19 protein-coding genes, 2 tRNA genes and 1 other annotated feature are annotated in these 21963 nt (G+C 35.6%); of the genes, 20 read left to right on the top strand and 1 reads right to left on the bottom strand.

Going from position 1 to position 21963, the window contains the following annotated elements:
• The first annotated feature begins 305 nt into the window (after window positions 1-305).
• The 8 genes from gerE to NYE52_RS15520 all read left to right on the top strand — a co-directional run bounded on the left by gerE (window position 306) and on the right by NYE52_RS15520 (window position 5220).
• The gene (gene gerE, locus NYE52_RS15555) at window positions 306-530 is read left to right on the top strand and encodes a spore germination transcription factor GerE (protein WP_016201768.1); all 225 of its coding nucleotides are present in this window, start codon (window positions 306-308) and stop codon (window positions 528-530) included.
• Between the two features lie 358 nt (window positions 531-888).
• Entirely contained in the window at window positions 889-1347 is a 459-nt protein-coding gene (locus NYE52_RS15550) for a MarR family winged helix-turn-helix transcriptional regulator (protein WP_235247837.1), read from the top strand.
• A 10-nt stretch (window positions 1348-1357) separates the two neighbouring features.
• Complete coding sequence (gene racE / locus NYE52_RS15545; RefSeq protein ID WP_235247835.1) at window positions 1358-2155, top strand: glutamate racemase; 798 nt, start codon at window positions 1358-1360, stop codon at window positions 2153-2155.
• Between the two features lie 165 nt (window positions 2156-2320).
• A complete protein-coding gene (locus tag NYE52_RS15540; RefSeq protein ID WP_341193913.1) occupies window positions 2321-3388 on the top strand; it encodes a GerMN domain-containing protein in 1068 nt (355 codons plus the stop codon).
• A gap of 291 nt (window positions 3389-3679) precedes the next feature.
• The gene (locus NYE52_RS15535; RefSeq protein ID WP_341193912.1) at window positions 3680-4285 is read left to right on the top strand and encodes an XTP/dITP diphosphatase; all 606 of its coding nucleotides are present in this window, start codon (window positions 3680-3682) and stop codon (window positions 4283-4285) included.
• 1 nt (window position 4286) lies between these two features.
• Window positions 4287-4796, top strand: a complete 510-nt coding sequence (locus NYE52_RS15530) for a metallophosphoesterase family protein (protein ID WP_341193911.1) — start codon at window positions 4287-4289, stop codon at window positions 4794-4796.
• A 131-nt stretch (window positions 4797-4927) separates the two neighbouring features.
• Window positions 4928-5001 (top strand) — tRNA-Arg (locus NYE52_RS15525).
• Window positions 5002-5146: 145 nt separating this feature from the next.
• Window positions 5147-5220: transfer RNA gene (locus NYE52_RS15520), tRNA-Arg, on the top strand.
• 41 nt (window positions 5221-5261) lie between these two features.
• On the opposite strand, the gene NYE52_RS15515 is transcribed toward NYE52_RS15520, so the two are convergent.
• Window positions 5262-5660: a general stress protein gene (locus tag NYE52_RS15515; protein ID WP_341193910.1), complete on the bottom strand. Its 399-nt coding sequence runs from the start codon at window positions 5658-5660 to the stop codon at window positions 5262-5264.
• Between the two features lie 510 nt (window positions 5661-6170).
• On the opposite strand from NYE52_RS15515, the gene NYE52_RS15510 reads away from it, so the two are divergent.
• The 12 genes from NYE52_RS15510 to lonB all read left to right on the top strand — a co-directional run bounded on the left by NYE52_RS15510 (window position 6171) and on the right by lonB (window position 21830).
• Window positions 6171-6362 (top strand): YolD-like family protein, encoded by a 192-nt coding sequence (locus NYE52_RS15510; protein ID WP_312096181.1) that lies wholly within the window; start codon window positions 6171-6173, stop codon window positions 6360-6362.
• 443 nt (window positions 6363-6805) lie between these two features.
• Window positions 6806-7062, top strand: a binding site (T-box leader).
• Between the two features lie 116 nt (window positions 7063-7178).
• Window positions 7179-8894, top strand: coding sequence for an acetolactate synthase large subunit (gene ilvB, locus NYE52_RS15505; RefSeq protein WP_341193909.1), 1716 nt, complete (start codon window positions 7179-7181; stop codon window positions 8892-8894).
• Window positions 8891-9409, top strand: coding sequence for an acetolactate synthase small subunit (ilvN, locus tag NYE52_RS15500; protein ID WP_341193908.1), 519 nt, complete (start codon window positions 8891-8893; stop codon window positions 9407-9409). Before ilvB ends, ilvN begins: the two co-directional genes overlap by 4 nt.
• A 49-nt stretch (window positions 9410-9458) precedes the next feature.
• Window positions 9459-10481 (top strand): ketol-acid reductoisomerase, encoded by a 1023-nt coding sequence (ilvC, locus tag NYE52_RS15495; protein ID WP_341193907.1) that lies wholly within the window; start codon window positions 9459-9461, stop codon window positions 10479-10481.
• Window positions 10468-12003 (top strand): 2-isopropylmalate synthase, encoded by a 1536-nt coding sequence (locus NYE52_RS15490; protein WP_341193906.1) that lies wholly within the window; start codon window positions 10468-10470, stop codon window positions 12001-12003. Before ilvC ends, NYE52_RS15490 begins: the two co-directional genes overlap by 14 nt.
• 48 nt (window positions 12004-12051) lie before the next feature.
• Entirely contained in the window at window positions 12052-13149 is a 1098-nt protein-coding gene (gene leuB / locus NYE52_RS15485) for a 3-isopropylmalate dehydrogenase (RefSeq protein WP_341193905.1), read from the top strand.
• A gap of 164 nt (window positions 13150-13313) precedes the next feature.
• Window positions 13314-14726, top strand: coding sequence for a 3-isopropylmalate dehydratase large subunit (leuC, locus tag NYE52_RS15480; RefSeq protein WP_341193904.1), 1413 nt, complete (start codon window positions 13314-13316; stop codon window positions 14724-14726).
• Between the two features lie 14 nt (window positions 14727-14740).
• Window positions 14741-15331: a 3-isopropylmalate dehydratase small subunit gene (leuD, locus tag NYE52_RS15475; protein ID WP_341193903.1), complete on the top strand. Its 591-nt coding sequence runs from the start codon at window positions 14741-14743 to the stop codon at window positions 15329-15331.
• Window positions 15332-15543: 212 nt separating this feature from the next.
• A complete protein-coding gene (locus tag NYE52_RS15470) occupies window positions 15544-16563 on the top strand; it encodes a tetratricopeptide repeat protein (protein WP_341193902.1) in 1020 nt (339 codons plus the stop codon).
• A 216-nt stretch (window positions 16564-16779) separates the two neighbouring features.
• Window positions 16780-18066, top strand: coding sequence for a trigger factor (tig, locus tag NYE52_RS15465; protein WP_341193901.1), 1287 nt, complete (start codon window positions 16780-16782; stop codon window positions 18064-18066).
• 366 nt (window positions 18067-18432) lie between these two features.
• Window positions 18433-19698, top strand: coding sequence for an ATP-dependent protease ATP-binding subunit ClpX (gene clpX, locus NYE52_RS15460; protein WP_341193900.1), 1266 nt, complete (start codon window positions 18433-18435; stop codon window positions 19696-19698).
• 458 nt (window positions 19699-20156) lie between these two features.
• On the top strand, window positions 20157-21830 hold the full coding sequence (gene lonB / locus NYE52_RS15455) for an ATP-dependent protease LonB (protein ID WP_341193899.1): 1674 nt from the start codon (window positions 20157-20159) through the stop codon (window positions 21828-21830).
• Window positions 21831-21963: the final 133 nt, after the last annotated feature.

The raw sequence follows: 21963 nt of genomic DNA, 5'->3' as shown, positions 1-21963 counted from the left end.
CTTGATAACAGAAATTTACTACTACATATTTATTTTCTTAAATTATATCATGGATTATGAAGGATGAATGTTTAATTACTTCCATTTCTAAATTAGAGTGCCTTTTTCAATAAAAACCCATAAAAATATGTCGTCTTTTCTTGGTAAATAATCTTAAAGGATAACGAAAAATAAAAACAGAAAAAACCTTTCCCAATTTCCATAAATCCAGTCACTCCAAGGTGTCATTTTACATAATATATTCAGACTATAACTATACCCATCCCAAAGTTCATAGCTGGCAAAGGCAAGGAGGGTTACACTACTTGAAGGAGAATGAATTTACTCACAAGCCATTATTAACCAAAAGAGAAAGAGAAGTATTTGAACTGTTAGTCCAAGATAAAACGACTAAGGAAATCGCCAGTGATTTATTCATAAGCGAAAAAACAGTTCGAAATCATATTTCTAATGCTATGCAGAAGCTGGGCGTGAAGGGGCGTTCACAGGCTGTTGTAGAACTCCTTAGAATGGGAGAACTGGAACTATAATAAAGAAGATGATCTTGTATAAGTGAGAAGGAAATTCCACTCCTTTGCCGCTTATATGGGTCATCTTCTTTTTAATGATGACAAAAAAGGTACGATAAAGTAACCTGTTAGATACAACAGCCTTCTCAAAATTATCCTAATGAAAATGGACTATTTTGAGAAAGCTACTAATGTTAAAAAAATATGGGGATGAAGCGGTCTTTATCCTAAATTTTATCCCTTCTCATTACAGCTCCGTTAACTTTTCCCCTTATACATTTACGAGGGAAGAATTGTAGATTATAATTAAAAGTAGGGATTCGTAGAAATTTGTCGGAAAATAATTATATTTGTATATTTATATATGGGAGTTGTAATCATGATGACTGAAGAGAAAAATGCAAAGGAATACTTAGAGAATATAGCTACAATCGAAAAGGATATGCGATATATATCTGGTATCATCAAACAAAAGGGAAGAGAAATATTAAGTAATTATACAATGACTCCTCCTCAATTTGTTGCTCTACAATGGTTATTTGAAGAGGGAGATATGACAATAGGTGAATTGTCGAATAAAATGTTCCTTGCCTTTAGCACAACTACTGATTTAGTTGATCGCATGGAAAAAAATCAGTTAGTACAAAGGGTTAAGGATCCGAATGATCGCCGTGTGGTTCGTATTCATATGTTAGAAGAAGGGAAACGACTGATTGACGAAGTAATCAAAAAACGTCAAGGCTATCTTCAAGAGGTATTGAATGAGTATACAACAGAAGATATTGAAGAATTAAAGAAAAATTTCATGCGTTTACATCAAGTAATGCGAGAAAAATGAGGCGGTTTTTTTGGAAAGAGCAATAGGGGTTATAGATTCTGGAGTTGGTGGATTAACGGTCGCGAAGGAGATTATGCGTCAGCTTCCTTTTGAAAATATCGTATACTTAGGGGATACGGCAAGATGTCCATATGGGCCAAGAACGGGAGAAGAAGTGAAAAAATTCACTTGGGAAATGACTAGGTTCCTGTTGGGGAAAAATATTAAAATGCTTGTCATTGCATGTAATACGGCAACTGCTGTAGCATTGGAAGAAATTCGTGCAGAACTATCTATTCCTGTAATTGGCGTAATCATTCCAGGGGCACGAACAGCATTAAAGGTAACCAATAATAATTATATAGGTATGATTGGCACAATTGGAACTGTTCGAAGTCGAGCATATGAAAAAGCACTAAAGAAGATTAATAATCGAGTAAGAACAGTTAGTTTGGCATGCCCAAAATTTGTTCCTTTAGTGGAGAGCGGCGAATATGATGGTCCGGTAGCAAGGAAAATCGTGAAAGAAACACTTTGGCCTTTAAAAAGTAAAGAGATAGATACACTAATACTGGGCTGTACCCATTATCCGTTGTTGGCAAAAGTAATACGAGAAGAGATGGGGAATAAGGTAAAGGTGATTAGTTCAGGAGCAGAAACGGCACGTGAAGTTAGTACGATTTTAAACCATAATGACCAACTTGCTTCAGGAGAAAATATAGTAGAACATCATTTTTATACTACTGGTTCGAAAGATATTTTTGCGAGGATAGCTTCAAACTGGCTAAGTCAAAAAATAGATTCTGTTGAAACAATTAAATTGACATAATTAATCAAGACTGTCTTATAGGTACATCCACTGTCATTGTTTAGATATTTAAAGTGGATGAAAACCGGAAGATGGTCTTTTTTTTAAAAAAATCTCCTAAAGGCGGTCTAAAAATAAGATAGGCTCGTATATATATTAGTACAAACTGTCTTAGGAGTGATGAAGATGTCTAAGAATAACAAATTGACCATAGTTTCTGCGGTTTTAATATCATCTGTGTTGATTTCTGGGTGTAGCTTATTGGGAGATAAAGAAAAAGTAGATCCACCTCAAAGTACATCCTATGAAGATGATGCAGTGAAAGAAAATGCGGACAAAGAAACAGCGGGAGAAGTTGCTACAGAGGATGCAATGCCTATTGAATTATATTTAATGGATAAATATGGGTACGTTGTTCCGCAAACTTTAAATCTGCCAAAAACAAATTCGATTGCAAAAGAGAGCCTTGAATATTTAGTCAAGGGTGGTAAAGTAACGGAAATGCTGCCAAATGACTTTCAGGCAGTAATTCCCCAAGATACAAAAATTAGTATCAATGTTGATGAAGATAAAGTGGCTACTGTTGATTTTTCAAATGAGTTTAAAGAGTATGAAGCAAAGGATGAAGAGAAAATCTTACAATCTATAACATGGACATTGACACAGTTTGATTCCATTGATTCTGTAAAGCTATCTCTAAACGGTCATGAATTAACAGAGATGCCGGTAAATAAAACACCGATTCAAGGTGCTTTGACAAGAGCAGATGGTATTAACATTAATACAGATGACGTAACAGATATTACAAATACAAAACCATTAACTGTTTATTATATTGGTGGAGATTTAGATTCGTATTATTATGTTCCAGTAACTAAGCGTGTTAGCAATGGGGAAGAAAACAATGTTGCAGCAGCAGTAGGGGAGCTAATAGAAGGACCAGGTATGGGAGCGTCACCATCATTAACAAGCTTACTACCTGATGATGTGAAGCTATTAGATGATCCAGTAGTAGAAGATGGGAAGGTTACATTAAACTTCAATGAAAATATTTATTCAAGCGGACTTGATGGAGAAGAAAAAGTGCTTGCTGATGAGGTATTAAATTCTTTAGTACTTTCTTTAACGGAACAAGAAGGCATTGAAAGTGTTGCTGTTACGGTGAATGGAGAGGCTGATTTAGTAAATGCAGAGGGAGAGAGCTTGACTAAACCAGTTACTCGTCCAGAAAAAGTGAATACAGGTAGTTTTTAAGGCGAGTATAAGCAAATAAAAAGAAGCTTGGGATTTCCTAAGCTTCTTTTTATTTGCTATATTTAAACGTGAAAGTCCATTACCTCCATTTATTTGCTGATTAAACGAACCAATCATATTAGTTCAATCAAATAAAACAAACTTCACAAAACCGCCTTTTGAATTAAACAGGAAAGGGTATATACTGTGTATGTAGACGTATTTTTTTTTGCGTAGTAAACTTAAGAATATAGATAATTTTATGTTTAAGTAATGGGAAAAGATATTTTTAGCTGACTAAGGAGATTTACTATGAAAGAGATTATAATTGCAACAAGAAATACTGGTAAGGCAAAAGAATTTATCCAAATGTTTGAACCGATTGGCTATGAAGTAAAAACACTTTTAGATTTTCCAGATGTGCCGGATGTAGAAGAAACGGGAAGTACATTCGAAGAAAATGCTCTTCTCAAAGCAGAAACAATATCTCAACTGCTAAATCGTGTCGTTATCTCTGATGATTCTGGTCTTGTGGTGGATGCTTTAAACGGAAGACCAGGAGTATACTCGGCTCGATATGCAGGAGAACAAAAAAACGATCAAGACAATATGGAAAAGGTTTTAAGTGAGTTAGAGGGGATTACATCTGAAGAGAGAACAGCACGCTTCTGTTGTACTTTAGCAGTGGCTATTCCAAATAATGCCTCTCTAACATTTACTGGCACCTGTGAAGGGGTTATCTTGGAGGAAAGAAGAGGAGAGTTTGGATTTGGCTATGATCCAATCTTTTATGTAGTGGCAGAGCAAAAGGCGATGGCGGAATTGCCTCCAGAGACTAAAAATAAAATTAGTCACCGTGCAAATGCATTGAAAAAACTAAAAGAACAGTTACCTAATGTTTTTAAGGAAGGGAACTAGGATGAAGGTTTTGATTGTTAGCGACAGTCATGGAATGGTATCAGAATTAGGCGTTGTAAAGAAAAGGCACGAAAATGAAGTGGACTTATTTCTTCATTGTGGAGATTCTGAGCTATCTGCTAGTGAAGAAGTGATGGATGGATATGTTACGGTTCAGGGGAACTGTGATTATGAAGATAGATATCCAACCGAAACTATTCAAGAGATTGCTGATAAGAAAATTTTTTTAACACATGGTCATTTATATGGTGTGAAGTCTTCTATTAATAACCTATTGTATAAGGCGAAAGAAGTTGGGGCGGAGATTGCTTGTTTTGGCCATTCTCATTTTTTAGGGATGGAAGTAGTGGACGGCGTTCTTTTTATTAACCCAGGTAGTTTGCGTTTGCCTAGAGGAAGAGTAGAACAAACATATGTGATATTAACAATAGAGAGTGAACGATTCGTGACAGAGGTTTATGATTTTCATAAAGGCTTGCTTCCAGAATTAAAAAGTGAATTTCCTCGTTAATAAACTTTTTCCTAATGAGGAAGAAAAAAATTCCTCATTAGGAAAAAAACTTTAAGAAACTATTGACTTTGTGTTTCTATAGTCATATAATAATTATTGTCCTCATTAGGAATGAAGTAAATACATAACATGTCCCAGTAGCTCAGCTGGATAGAGCAACGGCCTTCTAAGCCGTCGGTCGGGAGTTCGAATCTCTCCTGGGACGTATTTTTATATACTTGATTATTTTAAGTATATTTAGTAGATTGTTTTCAACATCTGACTATCTAGATTTTTAATTAATTTCTATGTTTTTTTATTAGAATATGTTATAATAATTAAGTTGATTGTTGAAATAATTATTAAACCATGTCCCAGTAGCTCAGCCGGATAGAGCATACGCCTTCTAAGCGTACGGTCGGGAGTTCGAATCTCTCCTGGGACGTCACAAAAAAGCTTAAACCACAAATGGTTTAAGCTTTTTTCTTACTCTACTTTCTTACGTTCTACCGTTGTATTCATCGTTTGGGATGGGATGACATCTACCTCATTATTATCGAAGTCTAATTTATTCATCTGCTCTTCTTCGAGTTCTTCTTCATTATCTAAGAGAACAATGTATTTTCCTGCTTGTAATTCTTTCTCATATGGTTCTAAATCAGTATCAGAAAAGAAAGTCTTTAATCGATCTAAAAAAGATGTTGGTTCTACTTGATCAATACCAGTAGCTGTATCTACTTCCGTTTCTTGTTCAATTAATGCTGTTTGTTCGCTTCTTGTAATAACGGAAATGTGATTTGGAGAATATCCTTTTGAGATTAACTCCTCAATAGCATTTACTGTTGCTTCAGGAGAATCATATATACCTACAACGCTTTTTGTCATATACCTCTTCCTCCTTTAAACAATTGGTTCTTGCATATTGTTTATATTCCCACTATTTAAAGGGAATAAACAGTGGGATTTTTTTATATAGAGTTTCTTTTAAGCTAGGTTTTGTTTATATTCTTTCCTAATTAGGTATGAATAACAACATCTTATATTAAAATAGCGTATAGAAAGGAGTCTCTATTATCTATATCATGTAACGTACAAAAAGGATTAACTGGTTATCTTTTTTTACAAGGAATGTAAGATATTGAAAAATCTATTTTGCTTAAAACGTCTCTAATAATGCTACTGCTAATTCTTACTTAATTTATCCTGTGAAGGTATAATTAGGAATCACTTGGAGAATAATGTAAGTAGGAAAAATAATGTTCAGAAAGTCACTTGTAATACTTGAAAACGCTTTCTATTTTTGTGTATAATAGATTTAAGTAAAAAAATAGACAAGAATTAACTTAATGTGAATAGATGAACATTACCAATAATACGTAGAAGGAGATATGCACCATGATTCTCAAGGAGTTAGGAAGAAGTAGGCTCATTGTTATTAATTATTATAAAAATGGTTTTTTAGAAACATGTAAGGGACAAGTTCAGAAACTCAATCTAATCGATCAAACGATTGATTTAAAAGATGAAAAAGAAAATACGTATCAAATTCGATTATCGTGGATTCAAGATATTTGTGCAGTTTCTTAATTAAATTTCCCCTTTAAATGCAATCGCTTTCTTTTTTTGTGGCGGTTGCATTTTGTCTACAAGGAGAATAAAAGGTATGAAAATAAAAAACAATGTAAGATTTTATGACACATTAGTTTCATATGAAGAATTATTTTATTATAATGTATATCATAATTAGATTATATTTTATATGCATCGGTAATTTTCAGTAAAAAAAGAATTTTTTAAATTTTTTTGTTGATTAAAAAAGTACATGCATTCTTTATATACCAATAATGTAATCGCTTTCTATTATGTTGGTTGTTGTTTAAATAATCAAATAATTCTCAAAAATACTGTTGACTCTTGTTTAAATTCAGCGTAAGATAACCTCAACAAATGAAAAAAACAAAATGTTACTAGCTAAAAAGCTTTATAAACAGACATCATGACTAAGCGATTTTGTTTTACATAGTAAATATAGTAATTCGATGATGAGGATAAGTAGTTTTCTATTTTGGATTCCAAAGAGAGCCGGTGGTTGGTGTGAACCGGTGAACCAATAGGAAATGAACTCACCTCAGAGTGTTAGCTTGAAAGGACAGTCAATTAGAGCTAACCGAGTGTTTCCACTCGTTATCAAAAGAGAACGAACCGTTCAACTAAGTGCATACACTTTTTTTTATCGTGTATGAATGAGGGTGGTACCGTGGAAAGGAAATGCCTTTTCACCCCTTTGTTTACTAAAAATATTAGTAATCATTGGAGGTGGGAAGGCTTTTTTTATGGGTGTATCCTTTCATGACAATATCTAAGGAAAGAAGAAAAGGAAAGTAATTTAGGGAGGTTATACAAATGTTACAGGAAACTGCCTTTGAAAAAACGAAGGCCCAAGTGAAACCGTTAACTGGTGCTGATCTCTTATTACAGGCTTTGGAAAAGGAAAATGTTGAATTTATTTTCGGATACCCAGGTGGAGCTGTCTTACCAATTTATGATAAGATTTACGATTCTAAAATTTTTCACGTCCTACCAAGGCATGAACAGGGAGGTATTCATGCAGCAGAAGGATATGCGAGAATCTCTGGAAAACCAGGAGTTGTAATCGCGACATCCGGTCCAGGTGCAACTAATATTGTAACAGGACTTGCTGATGCAATGATGGATTCTCTTCCGTTAGTTGTATTCACAGGGCAAGTGGCAACAAGTGTAATTGGAACAGATGCTTTTCAAGAAGCGGATATTTTAGGGATTACAACCCCGATAACCAAGTATAATTGTCAGGTTCGAAATCTTGAAGATATTCCGAGAATCATTAAAGAAGCATTTTACATTGCCACAAGTGGTAGACCAGGTCCAGTATTAATTGATTTTCCAAAGGATATTGCTGCAACCATTTCAAGTGTTCCGGATGAAAAGGAAGTAGATCTTCCTGGCTATCAACCGACAACACAACCGAATTATTTGCAGATTCGAAAATTAACAGAAGCAGTAAGTGCTGCAAAAAAACCAGTAATCCTAGCAGGTGCAGGGGTTAATTTTGCAAAGGCGAGTGCAGAATTACTTGAATATGCGGAGCAACAACAAATTCCAGTTGTACATACACTTCTTGGATTAGGCGGCTTTCCAGCAAATAACAAGTTATTTGTCGGAATGGGAGGAATGCACGGTTGTTATGCAGCCAATATGGCATTGTATGAATCAGACTTATTAATTAATGTTGGGGCAAGATTTGATGACCGTTTAACAGGAAATTTAGCCCATTTTGCACCAAACGCTATTAAAGCTCATATTGATATTGATCCAGCGGAAATTGGCAAAATTATCCCAACGAAAATTCCGATTGTGGGAGATGCGAAAGAAGCACTAAGCATGCTATGTAAGCAGAAGGGCTTACAATCAGAGCATAGTGATTGGTTGGAAAAGATTGAAAATTGGAAAAATGAGTATCCGTACTATTATGAAAAGTCGAATCTTCTTAAACCGCAGCAAGTAATGCAGATGCTTTATGAAAAGACAAAGGGTGAAGCGATTGTAACAACGGATGTGGGGCAACATCAAATGTGGGCGGCTCAACACTATCCATTTAAAGAGTCGAATCGCTGGGTAACTTCTGGTGGATTAGGAACGATGGGATTCGGATTACCATCAAGCATTGGTGCCCAATTAGCAGATCCAAAAGCGACGGTTCTAGCTATTAGCGGCGATGGAGGCTTCCAAATGTGTAGCCAGGAGCTTGCATTAATTAGGGAATTAAATTTACCGATTAAGATTATTATTTTTAATAATCAGGCGCTAGGAATGGTGAGACAGTGGCAAGAATTTTTCTATGAGTCTCGTTTTTCACATAGTAAAGAATCTTTCCAGCCTTCCTTTGTTGCATTAGCAGAAGCATATGGAATCAAAGGCTACCAAATAACTTCCGCTGAAGAAGCTGGTGACATTCTGGACGAAGTGTTAGCGGTAAGAGAACCTGTATTATTGGATTTCCGTATTGATCCAAACGAGAATGTATATCCAATGATAGCACCAGGTAAAGGATTACATGAAATGGTAGGGATGAAGCCATGAAAAAAATAATTAGTTTAACTGTCTTGAACAAATCAGGGGTATTAAACCGCATCACGAATCTTTTTTCGAAAAGAAACTACAATATTGAAAGTATATCAGTAGGCCATACAGAGCATGAAGGAGTTTCACGAATTACTTGTGTTGTACATGTAGAAAGTGATGGCATCATTGAACAAATCACGAAACAGCTAAATAAGCAGATTGATATTTTGAAAGTGGTAGATATTACTGATCAGGCAATTGTCGCAAGAGAGCTTGCTTTAATAAAAGTACTTGCTACACCACAGACTAGACATGAACTTTACTCAGTAATTGAACCATTTAGAGCTTCTGTAATCGATGTAAGCAAGGAGAGTCTTGTTATCCAAATTACAGGAGAATCAACAAAAATCGAAGCTTTTATCGAACTGCTTAAACCGTATGGGATTAAAGAACTGGCTAGAACAGGTACAACAGCGTTCCCTCGTGGATCTCAAAAGGCAGCAAGTCATAAAAGCAATTATTCTATCGTTTAATTTTACTAATAAAATAAAACTAATTTTACTAACGAAAGGGAGATTAATAATGGCTAAAATGTATTATAACGGAGACGCAAATTTAGGATATTTTGAAGGGAAAACGGTTGCTGTAATTGGTTATGGATCTCAAGGGCATGCTCATGCTTTAAATATGAAAGATAGTGGTGTTCATGTCATTATTGGATTAAGAAAAGGAAATTCATGGAATAAAGCAGTGGAAGATGGGTTTAATGTATATCCTGTTGGAGAGGCAACAGCTAAAGCGGATATTGTAATGATTTTGCTTCCTGATGAATTGCAAACAAAAATATATAATGAAGAAATTAAACCGAATTTAACAAACCAAGCATTAATGTTTGCACATGGATTTAACATCCATTTTAATCAAATCGTTCCTCCAAGTGAGAGTGATGTTCTATTAGTGGCACCAAAAGGTCCTGGTCATCTTGTGAGAAGAACATTTGAACAAGAAGCGGGTGTTCCAGCATTATTTGCTATCTACCAAGATGTTACTGGTGAAGCAAGAGAGCTTGCACTTGCATATGCAAAAGCGATTGGAGCATTACGTGCAGGAGCATTAGAAACAACATTTAAAGAAGAAACTGAGACAGATCTATTCGGTGAACAAGCGGTACTATGTGGAGGTTTAACAGCGCTAGTAAAAGCAGGCTTTGAAACATTGGTAGAAGCAGGCTATCAGCCAGAATTAGCTTACTTTGAGTGTTTACATGAGTTGAAATTGATTGTTGACCTAATGTATGAAGATGGAATGGCTGGGATGAGATATTCTATTTCTGATACAGCCCAATGGGGTGACTTTGTAACAGGACCACGTATTGTAACAGAAGATGTGAAGAAAGAGATGAAAGCTGTACTTACAGATATTCAGGAAGGAAAATTTGCTAAAGGTTGGATTTTAGAAAATCAAGCGAATAGACCAGTATTTAATGCGATTAATGATAGAGAAAGTGAACACCTAATTGAAAAGGTTGGAAAAGAATTACGCGCGATGATGCCATTTGTTAAAAGCTCAAGAAAGAAAGAAGTGGTGGGTAGTGGCAAACATTAAGATATTTGATACAACTTTAAGAGATGGTGAACAGTCCCCAGGTGTAAATTTAAATTTGGCAGAAAAGATGGTCATTGCGGAACAATTAGAAAAATTAAATGTAGATATTATAGAGGCAGGCTTTCCTGCTGCCTCTAAAGGTGATTTTTTATCTGTACAGCAAATAGCGCAAAAGATAAAAAATAGCTCGGTAACTGGTCTTGCAAGAGCAGTGACTTCTGATATTGATACTGCTTGGGAAGCTTTAAAAGATGGTGCAGAACCAAGAATCCATGTTTTTCTAGCAACAAGTCCCATTCATCGACAATATAAGTTAAAACTATCAAAAGAACAAGTTATTGAACGAGCTGTTGCCGCTGTTCAATACGCTGCCAAAAGATTTCCGGTTATACAATGGAGTGCCGAGGATGCTTGTCGAACGGAGCTTCCATTTCTAGCAGAGATAATAGAAGAAGTTATACAAGCTGGAGCACAAATAATTAATATACCTGATACTGTAGGGTATATTACGCCAAATGAGTATGGAGAAGTTTTTCAATATTTGAAAAATAATGTTCCGTCCATTGATAAAGTTTCCTTATCAACTCATTGTCACGATGATTTAGGAATGGCGACAGCAAACTCGCTTGCTGCTATTGAAAATGGAGCGACACAAGTAGAGTGCACCATTAATGGTATAGGAGAGAGAGCTGGAAATGCTTCTATGGAAGAAATTGTGGTAGCGCTTCATATTAGAAATGATCATTATCAGGAAAGAACAAGAATTAATCTAAAAGAGATTAGTAGATCTAGTAGCTTGGTCAGTGAATTAACCGGTATGGTAGTACCAGGGAATAAGGCGATTGTTGGTCGAAATGCATTTGCGCATGAATCTGGTATTCACCAGGACGGTGTTTTAAAGGAGAAAACTACCTATGAAATAATTTCCCCAGAACTTGTTGGCTATGTAAACAACAATAATATGGTGCTAGGAAAGCATTCGGGTAGTCATGCATTTAAAACAAAGCTGAAAGAACTAGGGCTTCAGGTAAAAGAAGAAGATGTAAAAGATCTCTTTGTTGCATTTAAGGATTTAGCAGATCATAAAAAAGAAATTTCTGATGAAGATATTATTGCTATTGTGCTAGAGAACAAGCTTGCTAAAGAAGAGAAATACTATGAATTAGTTGAGGTTAAGGTACAACATAAAAATGACAATGAAGCAGATGCAATGGTGAAGCTTTCAGGACCGAAAAATGAATTAATCATTCAAAATGGCACCGGATCAGGAAGTGTAGAAGCGCTATATAACACACTTGAAATGTCTATTTCTGGTCAAGTGACGCTAAATGATTATCGTATTCAATCTTTAGGTGCAGGAAGAGATGCCTTAGCTCAAGTTTTTGTTAGAGTACAATATGACCAAAAAGAAAGTGCAGGAAGAGGATTGGATCAAGATGTATTGATAGCATCTGCCAAGGCATATATAAATGCTATTAATAGGGCTATACTTGCGAATGAACAATTTTTGGAAAAAGTGTAGGCTTTAAGGTCTGAAAACCAAGCCTTTGATATAGGGGAGCGAATAGAAATGAACAAAAGAATCGCCGTTTTGCCAGGTGATGGAATTGGACCTGAAATAGTAGCTGGGGCAGTCAAAATTTTGCAAACAATTGAATCTTTATATAGCCATCAGTTCGAATTAACTTTTGCTGACATTGGCGGATGTGCGACAGATAAAACTGGTACTCCATTACCTAATGATACGATTACGATCTGTAAAAATAGTGATGCCATTTTATTAGGTGCAGTAGGTGGACCGCAATGGGATGCTCTTCCTGTTGAAAAACGTCCGGAGCAAGGACTATTAAAAATAAGAAAAGCTTTGAACTTGTTCGCGAACCTTAGACCGACAACCTGTTATGAAAGTTTAGCTACCTCGTCACCTCTTAAGAAAGATATTATCGAAGGAGTTGACTTGATCGTTGTTCGTGAATTAACAGGAGGGATCTATTTTGGAACACCAAGTGAACGCACCGTAATAGATGGGAAGCCAGGGGCACTAGATACACTGCAATATAAGAATGAAGAGATTGAGCGTGTCATCGAGAAAGCCTTTGAGATTGCAAAAACGAGATCAAAAAAGGTTACTTCTGTTGATAAAGCAAATGTCTTGGAGACTAGTAGAGTATGGAGAGAGATTGCAAATCAAGTAGCAGAGAAATATCCAGATGTTTTGCTTGAGCATATGCTTGTTGATAATGCCGCAATGCAGCTTATTAGAAATCCAAAGCAATTTGATGTCATCGTTACCGAAAATATGTTTGGTGATATTTTAAGTGATGAAGCATCTGTCTTAACGGGTTCATTAGGAATGCTAGCATCAAGCAGTTTATCAGAAGAGGGGCCATATTTATATGAACCTATCCATGGTTCTGCACCAGATATAGCAGGGGAAAATATCGCAAATCCATTAGCGACGATTTTATCGGTAAGCATGATGCTACGATTATCGTTTCAACTAGAAAAAGAAGCAGCGATCATTGAAGAGGCGGTAAATAATGTCTTGAATAATGGCTATAGAACTAGAGACATTTTGTCACCAAATAGTAAAATCGTTTCGACGACGGAAATGGTAGAAGCTGTTGACAAAGAAATTTGCCAATTAGTAGCAGCGACACATGTTTAATTATAATGAGAAGTAGGAAGACAGAACGGCAGTGATTGGATATAGGGGACTAAAAATAGATAGAAATGAAACAATTTACGGGCTAGTCAAAAGTATATTTTGACAGCCCTTTAATCTACAAAGACAACAAGTAAATAAAAGATTATAGATGGGAGGGCAAAGTAATGGGGAAATCCATTATCGATAAAATTTGGGAAAAACATATAGTACACAGAGAAGAAGGGAAGCCAGATTTATTATATATTGATCTGCATCTTGTTCATGAAGTTACCTCTCCACAGGCATTTTCCGGTTTAAGAATGAAAAATCGAAAAGTGAGAAGACCAGATCGCACATTTGCAACAATGGATCATAATGTACCAACCATTAACCGCTTTAAAATAGATGATGAAATTGCTTTGAATCAGATGACTACCTTGGAAAAAAACTGTTTGGAATTTAATATTCCTTTAGCAGGTCTAGATAGTCCTGAACAAGGGATTGTTCATGTAATTGGTCCTGAACTGGGATTAACACAGCCTGGAAAAACAATCGTTTGTGGGGATAGTCATACATCAACACATGGAGCTTTTGGAGCCCTTGCTTTTGGAATAGGTACAAGTGAAGTAGAGCATGTTCTTGCAACACAAACACTTTGGCAAACTAGACCAAAAACGTTAAAAATAGAGATTAATGGAATGCTTGCACAGGGTGTAAATGCAAAAGATGTCATTCTTTATATACTTTCTAAATACGGAGTTAATTTTGGAACTGGCCATGTTATTGAATATACTGGGGATGTTATTCGCAACCTTTCGATGGAAGAAAGATTAACTATTTGTAATATGTCCATTGAAGGTGGGGCGCGTGCAGGGTTAATTTGTCCAGATGAAACGACTTTTTCTTATTTAAAAGGTAGAAAACACGCACCAGTGAACTGGGAGAAAGTAGTGGAAGAATGGCGTGATTTAGTTTCTGACGAAGATGCATATTACGATAAAGTTATTATGATTGATGGAAATGATATTGCGCCAATGGTGAGTTGGGGTACGAACCCTTCTATGACTGCTAAAGTAGATGAGAAGATTCCTTCAGCAGATAATTTTCAAGATGAAACAGATCGCCGTGCCTTACATATTTCCCTACAGTATATGGGGCTAAAAGAAGGAATGGCTATTACGGATATCGCAATTCAGCATGTGTTTATAGGTTCTTGTACGAATTCTAGAATAGAAGATTTACGACAAGCAGCAAGTATGATTAAAGGGAAAAAGGTATATCCAGGAGTACGGGCGCTAGTTGTACCAGGCTCCCAAAAAGTAAAAAAACAGGCCGAACAAGAAGAGCTGGATAAGCTATTTGTAGAAGCTGGTTTTGAATGGCGAGATGCAGGCTGTAGCATGTGTTTAAGTATGAATAATGATGTAGTTCCGAGTGGAGAACATTGTGCTTCTACTTCCAATCGTAATTTCGAAGGGCGGCAAGGTGCGGGTGCCAGAACTCATTTAGTTAGCCCTGCAATGGCAGCAGCTGCGGCATTAAATGGAAGATTTGTGGATATTCGAAAAATGAATGCAGAATTACAAGCGACAACGTAAAGGAGGAAGCGGTTGTGAGTGGTTTTAAGAAGCTTTATGAAAAAGCAGTAGCAATGGATCGAGTAAATGTAGATACAGATCAAATTATTCCTAAGCAATTTTTAAAGCGTATTGAAAAGACAGGTTTTGGCAGATTTGCTTTTTTTGACTGGCGCTATTTGAAAAATGGAGAACCCAATCCTGAATTTGAACTGAACTTTCCGGAGAATCAAGGGGCTTCCATATTAATAGCTAATAAAAACTTTGGTTGTGGGTCATCCAGAGAGCACGCACCATGGGCTCTCCAGGATTTTGGATTTTCTGTTGTAATTTCCCCATCCTTTGCGGATATTTTTTATCAAAACTGTTTGAAAAATGGAATGCTTCCGATTCAATTACATACAGACGAAGTCGAGTATCTTTTAAAGACAGCACAAAATCAACCCTATTATCTTCATATTAATTTAGAAGAAGAAAAAGTGGAGGATGACCAAGGATTTTCTGCGACATTTACTATCCATCCTTATTGGAAGAAGATGCTGACGAATGGTTGGGATGAAATCGAAATTACTCTTCAATACAGTGATAAAATAGCAGACTACGAAAAAGTCGGTACACAAAATTAGCTAATAGCTTTCTACAAAAAGACCTTAAGAAAAACAGGTTTTCCTGTCTTTCTTAAGGTCTTGACTATTTTAATAGATATTGTTTTTTTTACTGGGAACTAAATGGAGCATCTTAGGGCGGTATGGAGAGATGATAATGAAAAGTCTAGGTTGCATCCATTTAGAAAAAAGGCTACACTAGCAACAAAAAGAATGTATAGGCGGTTAAAAGGATGAAGAAACGGGAGCAGGAAAAAAAAGATAATGTTATTTTTTTTCCCGATTTAGATAAGCGTTTATTACAAAAAGGGTTAGATGCAATCCAAGAAAAGCGATTTAAAGAGGCTATTTCTTATTTAGAAGAAGCAAAAGAGAGAAATCCCTTTCATAATGATATTAATATTGGATTAATTCTTTCTTATTACGAACTAGGTTTATTGGATCAGGCAAAACATTTAGCAAAAGAAATGTTGAAAGCGGGGCAGGGAGACTATATATACGTGTTAGATTTATATATCATGATTCTTGTCCAGCTACATGAATATGAAGAAATTGTTACAACGATTGAAGTTTTGCTTGAAGATCATCAAATTCCAGCAAATAAAATAGAGCACTTTTCTAGAATGCTTACATTTAGTAGGAGAATGGCAGACTCTTCCCCTATGACGGAAAAGGATGATTTTAGAGAAGAGCCCATAGGTGTTAAAGGGGATTTAATGGGAATAGAAGATCCACAGGAACAAATGCTTCTCATTGCAAAAATGTCTAGCCAGAACATTCGTGCTTCAATAGAAGAAGTAACACAGTTTCTTCAGGACGATGGAAAAAATCCATTTTTAAAAACGATGTTAATTAATATATTAAGAGAGCAAGAATATGAAAAAGAAGTAGTCATTCATAAATTTAACCGCAGCTTAACCGTAAAACCAACAGATTTAGAGGATATGAAAGAGCAGGAGCAATACAAAAAAATAATTTCAATACTTATCGATTACGTAGAAAGCAATGATCCTGTTTTATTTGAAAATATTAAAATGCTATTGGAACGACAATTTTTTTTGCTCTATCCATTAGTGCTAGAAGATGATAATATGCAAACATGGGCGGCATCCTATCATGCTGTTGTAAATGAGTATTTCGGACAAGAAGATTCACGAGAAATCCTTGATTTATATGAAGTGAATGAGGATAATTTTAACCAAGCAAAATCATTTATTTATCAACTAGAGCAAATTTCTTATCCTAATATTTAGGCAAGGATGTTGAAACAACTAGAACCTATGATATAATGTAATGGTTGCATTTAGAAAATGCGAAGATGCATATTTCTTACTAGATAACTTTCTGCCTTAATTAGGTTGCGTTCTATTTCGTTGGAATAAGCTATCAAACAATAGGAAAGAAGTTTATCTATACTTTAAGTAGAAGTAATGAAAAAGTAGAATAGATTGTTGGAGGGAAATTATAGTATGTCAGCTAAATGGGAAGTTTTAGAAGGGAACCGTGGTGTTCTTACAATTGAATTAGATGCAGAAAAATTAAACGAAGGTTTAGATTTAGCATTTAAAAAAGTAGTAAAGCAAGTAAATATTCCAGGATTCCGTAAAGGTAGAATTCCACGTGGAATGTTTGAACAACGTTTTGGTGTTGAATCTTTATACCAAGATGCAATCGATATTCTTTTACCAGAAGCTTATGCAAATGCAATTGAAGAGACTGGAATTGATCCAGTTGATCGTCCTGAAATCGATGTAGAACAAATCGAAAAAGGAAAAGCATTAATTTTCAAAGCAACTGTTACAGTGAAGCCTGAAGTAACACTAGGTGAGTACAAAGGTTTAGAAGTACCAGCTGTGGAAACAACTGTTACAGAGGAAGAAGTAGAAGCAGAAATTAAAGCATTGCAAGAAAAACAAGCTGAGTTAGTAGTAAAAGAAGAAGGTACTGCTCAATTAGGAGATACAGTTGTTATGGACTTCGAAGGATTCCAAGATGGAGTTGCTTTTGAAGGCGGAACTGCTGAAAACTTCTCATTAGAACTTGGTTCAGGTCAATTTATTCCTGGCTTTGAAGAGAAATTAGTAGGAGTTGCTACTGGTGCATCAACAGAAGTTGAAGTAACATTCCCAGAAGAATACCATGCTGAAGATTTAGCTGGAAAGCCTGCTACATTCAAAGTAACAGTTCATGAAATCAAAGGAAAAGAACTTCCTGAATTAGATGATGAGTTTGCGAAAGATGTAGACGAAGAAGCTGAAACATTAGCTGATTTAAAAGAAAAAATTAAAACACGTTTAGAAAACGATAAAAAACATCAAGCAGAGCATACAGTTCGTGATACAGTTGTAGAAAAAGCATCTGAAAATGCAACAATTGATATCCCGTCTGCGATGATCGATACAGAAATTGATCGTATGATGAACGAATTCGAACAACGCCTTCAAATGCAAGGAATGAACCTTGAATTATACTTCCAATTCTCTGGTCAAGATGAAGCTGCGTTAAAAGATCAAATGAAGGAAGATGCTGCAAAACGTGTTCGTTCTAACTTGACTCTTGAAGCAATTGTAGCTGCTGAAAACATCGAAGTAACAGAAGAAGAAGTAAATGCTGAACTTGAAAATATGTCTCAAATGTACAACATGCCAGTAGATGCTATTAAACAAGCTCTAGGTGGCGTTGAGAACTTACAAATGGATATAAAAATGAGAAAAGCAATCGATTTCCTTGTAGAAAACAGCAAAACTGTTGCATAATAGAAGTAAGTGAAAAAAACTAAGGCGCGACTATTTCGTGCCTTAGTTTTATATTAGTGTTAAATAACATATAATATGGGTAACTATAATATAAGTTACTCTATCTGTACAGGAATATACAGACAAACAAAGAGATAATATTTCCAGATTTAAAGAAGTGAAATCTGGTTATGCTTAAGGAAGTACATACATTTTACCGTTATTGGATGATAGAGGACTGAACAACCTGAGTTGTATTATTTCCTGTACATTACCATCATGTGATACAATTCAATACATAACTGTTGAAAAAAGAAGAATTTGTTTCAAAGCAAATAATAATCCGTAACGGTAAAAATATAAAAAGATGTTTTAAGGGGTGAAGGTATGTTTAAATTTAATGACGAAAAAGGCCAGTTAAAGTGTTCATTCTGTGGAAAGACACAGGATCAAGTTCGTAAATTAGTTGCTGGTCCAGGTGTATACATTTGTGATGAATGTATAGAACTATGTACTGAAATCGTGGAAGAAGAGTTAGGTACAGAAGAAGAAGTAGAATTTAAAGATGTACCGAAGCCAACAGAAATTCGCGATATCCTTAATGAATATGTAATTGGTCAGGATCAGGCCAAAAAAGCTCTTTCTGTTGCAGTGTATAATCATTACAAGCGTATTAATTCTAATAGTAAAATTGATGATGTGGAATTATCAAAAAGTAATATTGCATTAATTGGACCAACTGGTAGTGGTAAAACACTTCTTGCTCAAACCTTGGCAAGAATATTGAATGTACCATTTGCTATTGCCGATGCAACTAGTCTAACGGAGGCTGGATATGTTGGGGAAGATGTAGAGAATATTCTTTTGAAATTAATCCAATCAGCAGATTATGATGTAGAGAAAGCAGAAAAAGGTATTATATATATAGACGAAATTGATAAAGTAGCCCGTAAATCAGAAAATCCTTCCATCACGAGAGATGTTTCTGGAGAAGGGGTTCAACAAGCATTATTAAAAATTCTAGAGGGTACTGTGGCAAGTGTTCCGCCTCAAGGTGGTAGAAAGCATCCTCATCAAGAGTTTATTCAAATTGATACGACAAATATTTTATTTATTTGTGGTGGTGCTTTTGATGGAATTGAACCAATTATTAAAAGACGTCTTGGCCAAAAAGTAATTGGCTTTGGTTCAGATGGTAAACAGGCAGAAGTGGAAGATAAAGATTTATTATCTAAAGTATTACCAGAAGATTTATTACGCTTCGGGTTAATTCCAGAATTTATTGGACGCCTTCCTGTTATTGCTAGTCTTGGACAATTAGACGAAGAAGCATTAATTGAAATTCTAACAAAACCAAAAAATGCATTAGTAAAGCAATTTAAGAAAATGTTAGAATTAGATGATGTGGAATTGGAGTTCGAACCAGAAGCACTTAAGGAGATTGCTAAAAAGGCAATTGAAAGAAAAACTGGTGCACGTGGATTGCGTTCTATTATTGAAGGAATCTTATTAGATATTATGTTTGATTTGCCTTCAAGAGATGATATTGTAAAATGTATAATTACAAAAGAAACAGTAATAAATAATGCTTCTCCAAAACTTGTTCTAGAAGATGGAACTGTAGTGGAGAAAGAAACTAAAACTTCAGCATAACAACAGTTATAGAAGAGAATCATTGGTGTTTGTCAGCCAAGATTCTCTTTTTTTGATTGGAGATTCTCCTCTTCTATCTTTTGTTTATTTCATTTCTATGCCCTCCTCATATTTTTTCCATGAAATCTTGTTTATTCCAACAAAGGGAAGGAGATACTATTTTTTAAGGACAAGGCACTATTCAGTGCGTAGCCTTTTATTGGTATCTTCTGCTTATTCGTGACGCACATATCAATAGTCTTTTTAAGGCAATCGGTTTGTGAACCAATAATTGATAGGCTGCATTCTTGTCATCCTATCGTTTTTCCTTTGAAAAAGAGCGGGAGCCATAAACGCTAGACTAATTTGAGGGAACCTACTTAAAAAGGTGTATGAAAAATTAGCCCCTGAATTAAATTTTGTTAGGGAAATACATATACGAGGTTCTAAAAACAACATGATTACAGGAGGTTTTACTTATGAGTTGGGCGGAGATCGCTTTATTTGTACAACTATTCTTTGGGATTATCATCGGACTATATTTCTGGAACTTATTAAAGAGTCAGAGAACACAAAAGGTTTCGATTGACCGAGAATCTAAAAAAGAGATGGATCAATTAAGAAAGATGCGTGCTATCTCCTTAACAGAGCCGCTTTCTGAAAAGGTACGTCCAACAAGCTTTGCTGATATTGTGGGACAAGAGGATGGAATTAGAGCATTAAGAGCAGCACTTTGTGGTCCAAATCCACAACATGTAATTATTTACGGACCTCCAGGGGTAGGGAAAACAGCAGCAGCAAGACTTGTGTTAGAGGAAGCTAAGAAAAATCAGAAGTCCCCATTTAAGCCAAACTCGGTATTTGTGGAATTAGATGCAACAACAGCTAGATTTGATGAGAGAGGTATAGCGGATCCGTTAATAGGATCTGTTCATGATCCGATATATCAGGGAGCTGGAGCAATGGGACAAGCTGGTATCCCACAACCAAAGCAAGGTGCAGTTACCAATGCACATGGTGGAGTTCTGTTTATTGATGAAATTGGTGAATTACATCATACCCAAATGAATAAACTTTTAAAAGTATTAGAAGATCGAAAAGTTTATTTAGAAAGTGCTTATTACAATGAAGAAAATACACAAATCCCTTCCCATATTCATGATATTTTTAAAAATGGATTACCAGCAGATTTTCGATTAATTGGCGCAACAACTCGAACCCCAAACGAAATACCTCCAGCAATTCGTTCTAGATGTATGGAAGTATTCTTTCGAGAATTAACAAAAGAAGAAGTTATCCAAATTGGAAAAAAAGCTGCTGATAAAGTGAATATGTCAATAAGCGAGAAAGCACTGGATACTCTTTCTGACTATGCAAGAAACGGACGTGAGGCAGTAAATATGGTTCAGATTTCTGCGGGTCTTGCAATAGGTGAGGAACGAAGCTTTATAAAGGATGATGAAATAGAATGGGTTATTAATTCAAGCCAGCTTTCTCCTAGAATGGAAAGAAAAATTAATAAACAATCTGTTATTGGAGCTGTTAATGGACTTGCCGTTTATGGATCCAATATCGGCGCTTTATTAGAGATCGAGGTAACAGTTATTCCAGCAAAGGATGGGAAGGGAAGTATTAATATTACCGGTATTGTAGAGGAAGAAAGTATCGGAGGACAAGGTAAATCGATTCGAAGAAAAAGTATGGCAAAGGGTTCAATAGAAAATGTCATTACAGTTTTACGTTCGATGGATGTTCCAGCAGACCAATTTGATATCCATGTTAATTTTCCAGGAGGTATTCCGATTGATGGACCTTCAGCAGGTATTTCCATGGCTACTGGTATTTATTCTGCTATATATAAGCAACCGGTAGATCGAACTGTAGCGATGACAGGAGAAATAAGTATCCATGGAAAAGTAAAGCCGATAGGTGGAGTAGTAGCGAAAGTAAAAGCTGCTAAGGCTGCAGGTGTTCAAAAAGTTATTATCCCACAGGAAAATATGCAAGCTATATTAGAGGAAATAAAGGATATTACAATTATTCCAGTTCAATCACTAAATGAAGTACTAGAGCATGCTTTGCTGAAGGGCGAATGGAAGGAAGAAGCAATCCCAGCCTCTACGATAGCATTGACAAAGAAAGAAAGTATTTAATTTGACTATTACATAAAGAATGCATACATTAAAAGCATTCTGACTGTCGACTAATTCCGTTAAGAGAGAGTTGGTCGACAGTTTTTTTGTAGATTAAGTTTGATTTTATAAAAGAAAAAAATCTTTTAGGAAT

It is taken from the genome of Niallia sp. FSL W8-0635 (genome assembly GCF_038007965.1).
Taxonomy (GTDB): domain Bacteria; phylum Bacillota; class Bacilli; order Bacillales; family Cytobacillaceae; genus Niallia.
This window is presented reverse-complemented; position numbering and strand designations above follow the sequence as displayed.

Bases quoted from the DNA above. Each gene is read 5' to 3' on its own strand.
- NYE52_RS15550 (WP_235247837.1), top strand. From the start codon at position 889: ATGATGACTGAAGAGAAAAATGCAAAGGAATACTTAGAGAATATAGCT.
- NYE52_RS15540 (WP_341193913.1), top strand. From the start codon at position 2,321: ATGTCTAAGAATAACAAATTGACCATAGTTTCTGCGGTTTTAATATCA.
- NYE52_RS15535 (WP_341193912.1), top strand. From the start codon at position 3,680: ATGAAAGAGATTATAATTGCAACAAGAAATACTGGTAAGGCAAAAGAA.
- NYE52_RS15530 (WP_341193911.1), top strand. From the start codon at position 4,287: ATGAAGGTTTTGATTGTTAGCGACAGTCATGGAATGGTATCAGAATTA.
- NYE52_RS15515 (WP_341193910.1), bottom strand. From the start codon at position 5,660: ATGACAAAAAGCGTTGTAGGTATATATGATTCTCCTGAAGCAACAGTA.
- NYE52_RS15510 (WP_312096181.1), top strand. From the start codon at position 6,171: ATGATTCTCAAGGAGTTAGGAAGAAGTAGGCTCATTGTTATTAATTAT.
- ilvB (WP_341193909.1), top strand. From the start codon at position 7,179: ATGTTACAGGAAACTGCCTTTGAAAAAACGAAGGCCCAAGTGAAACCG.
- ilvN (WP_341193908.1), top strand. From the start codon at position 8,891: ATGAAAAAAATAATTAGTTTAACTGTCTTGAACAAATCAGGGGTATTA.
- ilvC (WP_341193907.1), top strand. From the start codon at position 9,459: ATGGCTAAAATGTATTATAACGGAGACGCAAATTTAGGATATTTTGAA.
- leuB (WP_341193905.1), top strand. From the start codon at position 12,052: ATGAACAAAAGAATCGCCGTTTTGCCAGGTGATGGAATTGGACCTGAA.
- leuC (WP_341193904.1), top strand. From the start codon at position 13,314: ATGGGGAAATCCATTATCGATAAAATTTGGGAAAAACATATAGTACAC.
- NYE52_RS15470 (WP_341193902.1), top strand. From the start codon at position 15,544: ATGAAGAAACGGGAGCAGGAAAAAAAAGATAATGTTATTTTTTTTCCC.
- tig (WP_341193901.1), top strand. From the start codon at position 16,780: ATGTCAGCTAAATGGGAAGTTTTAGAAGGGAACCGTGGTGTTCTTACA.
- clpX (WP_341193900.1), top strand. From the start codon at position 18,433: ATGTTTAAATTTAATGACGAAAAAGGCCAGTTAAAGTGTTCATTCTGT.
- lonB (WP_341193899.1), top strand. From the start codon at position 20,157: ATGAGTTGGGCGGAGATCGCTTTATTTGTACAACTATTCTTTGGGATT.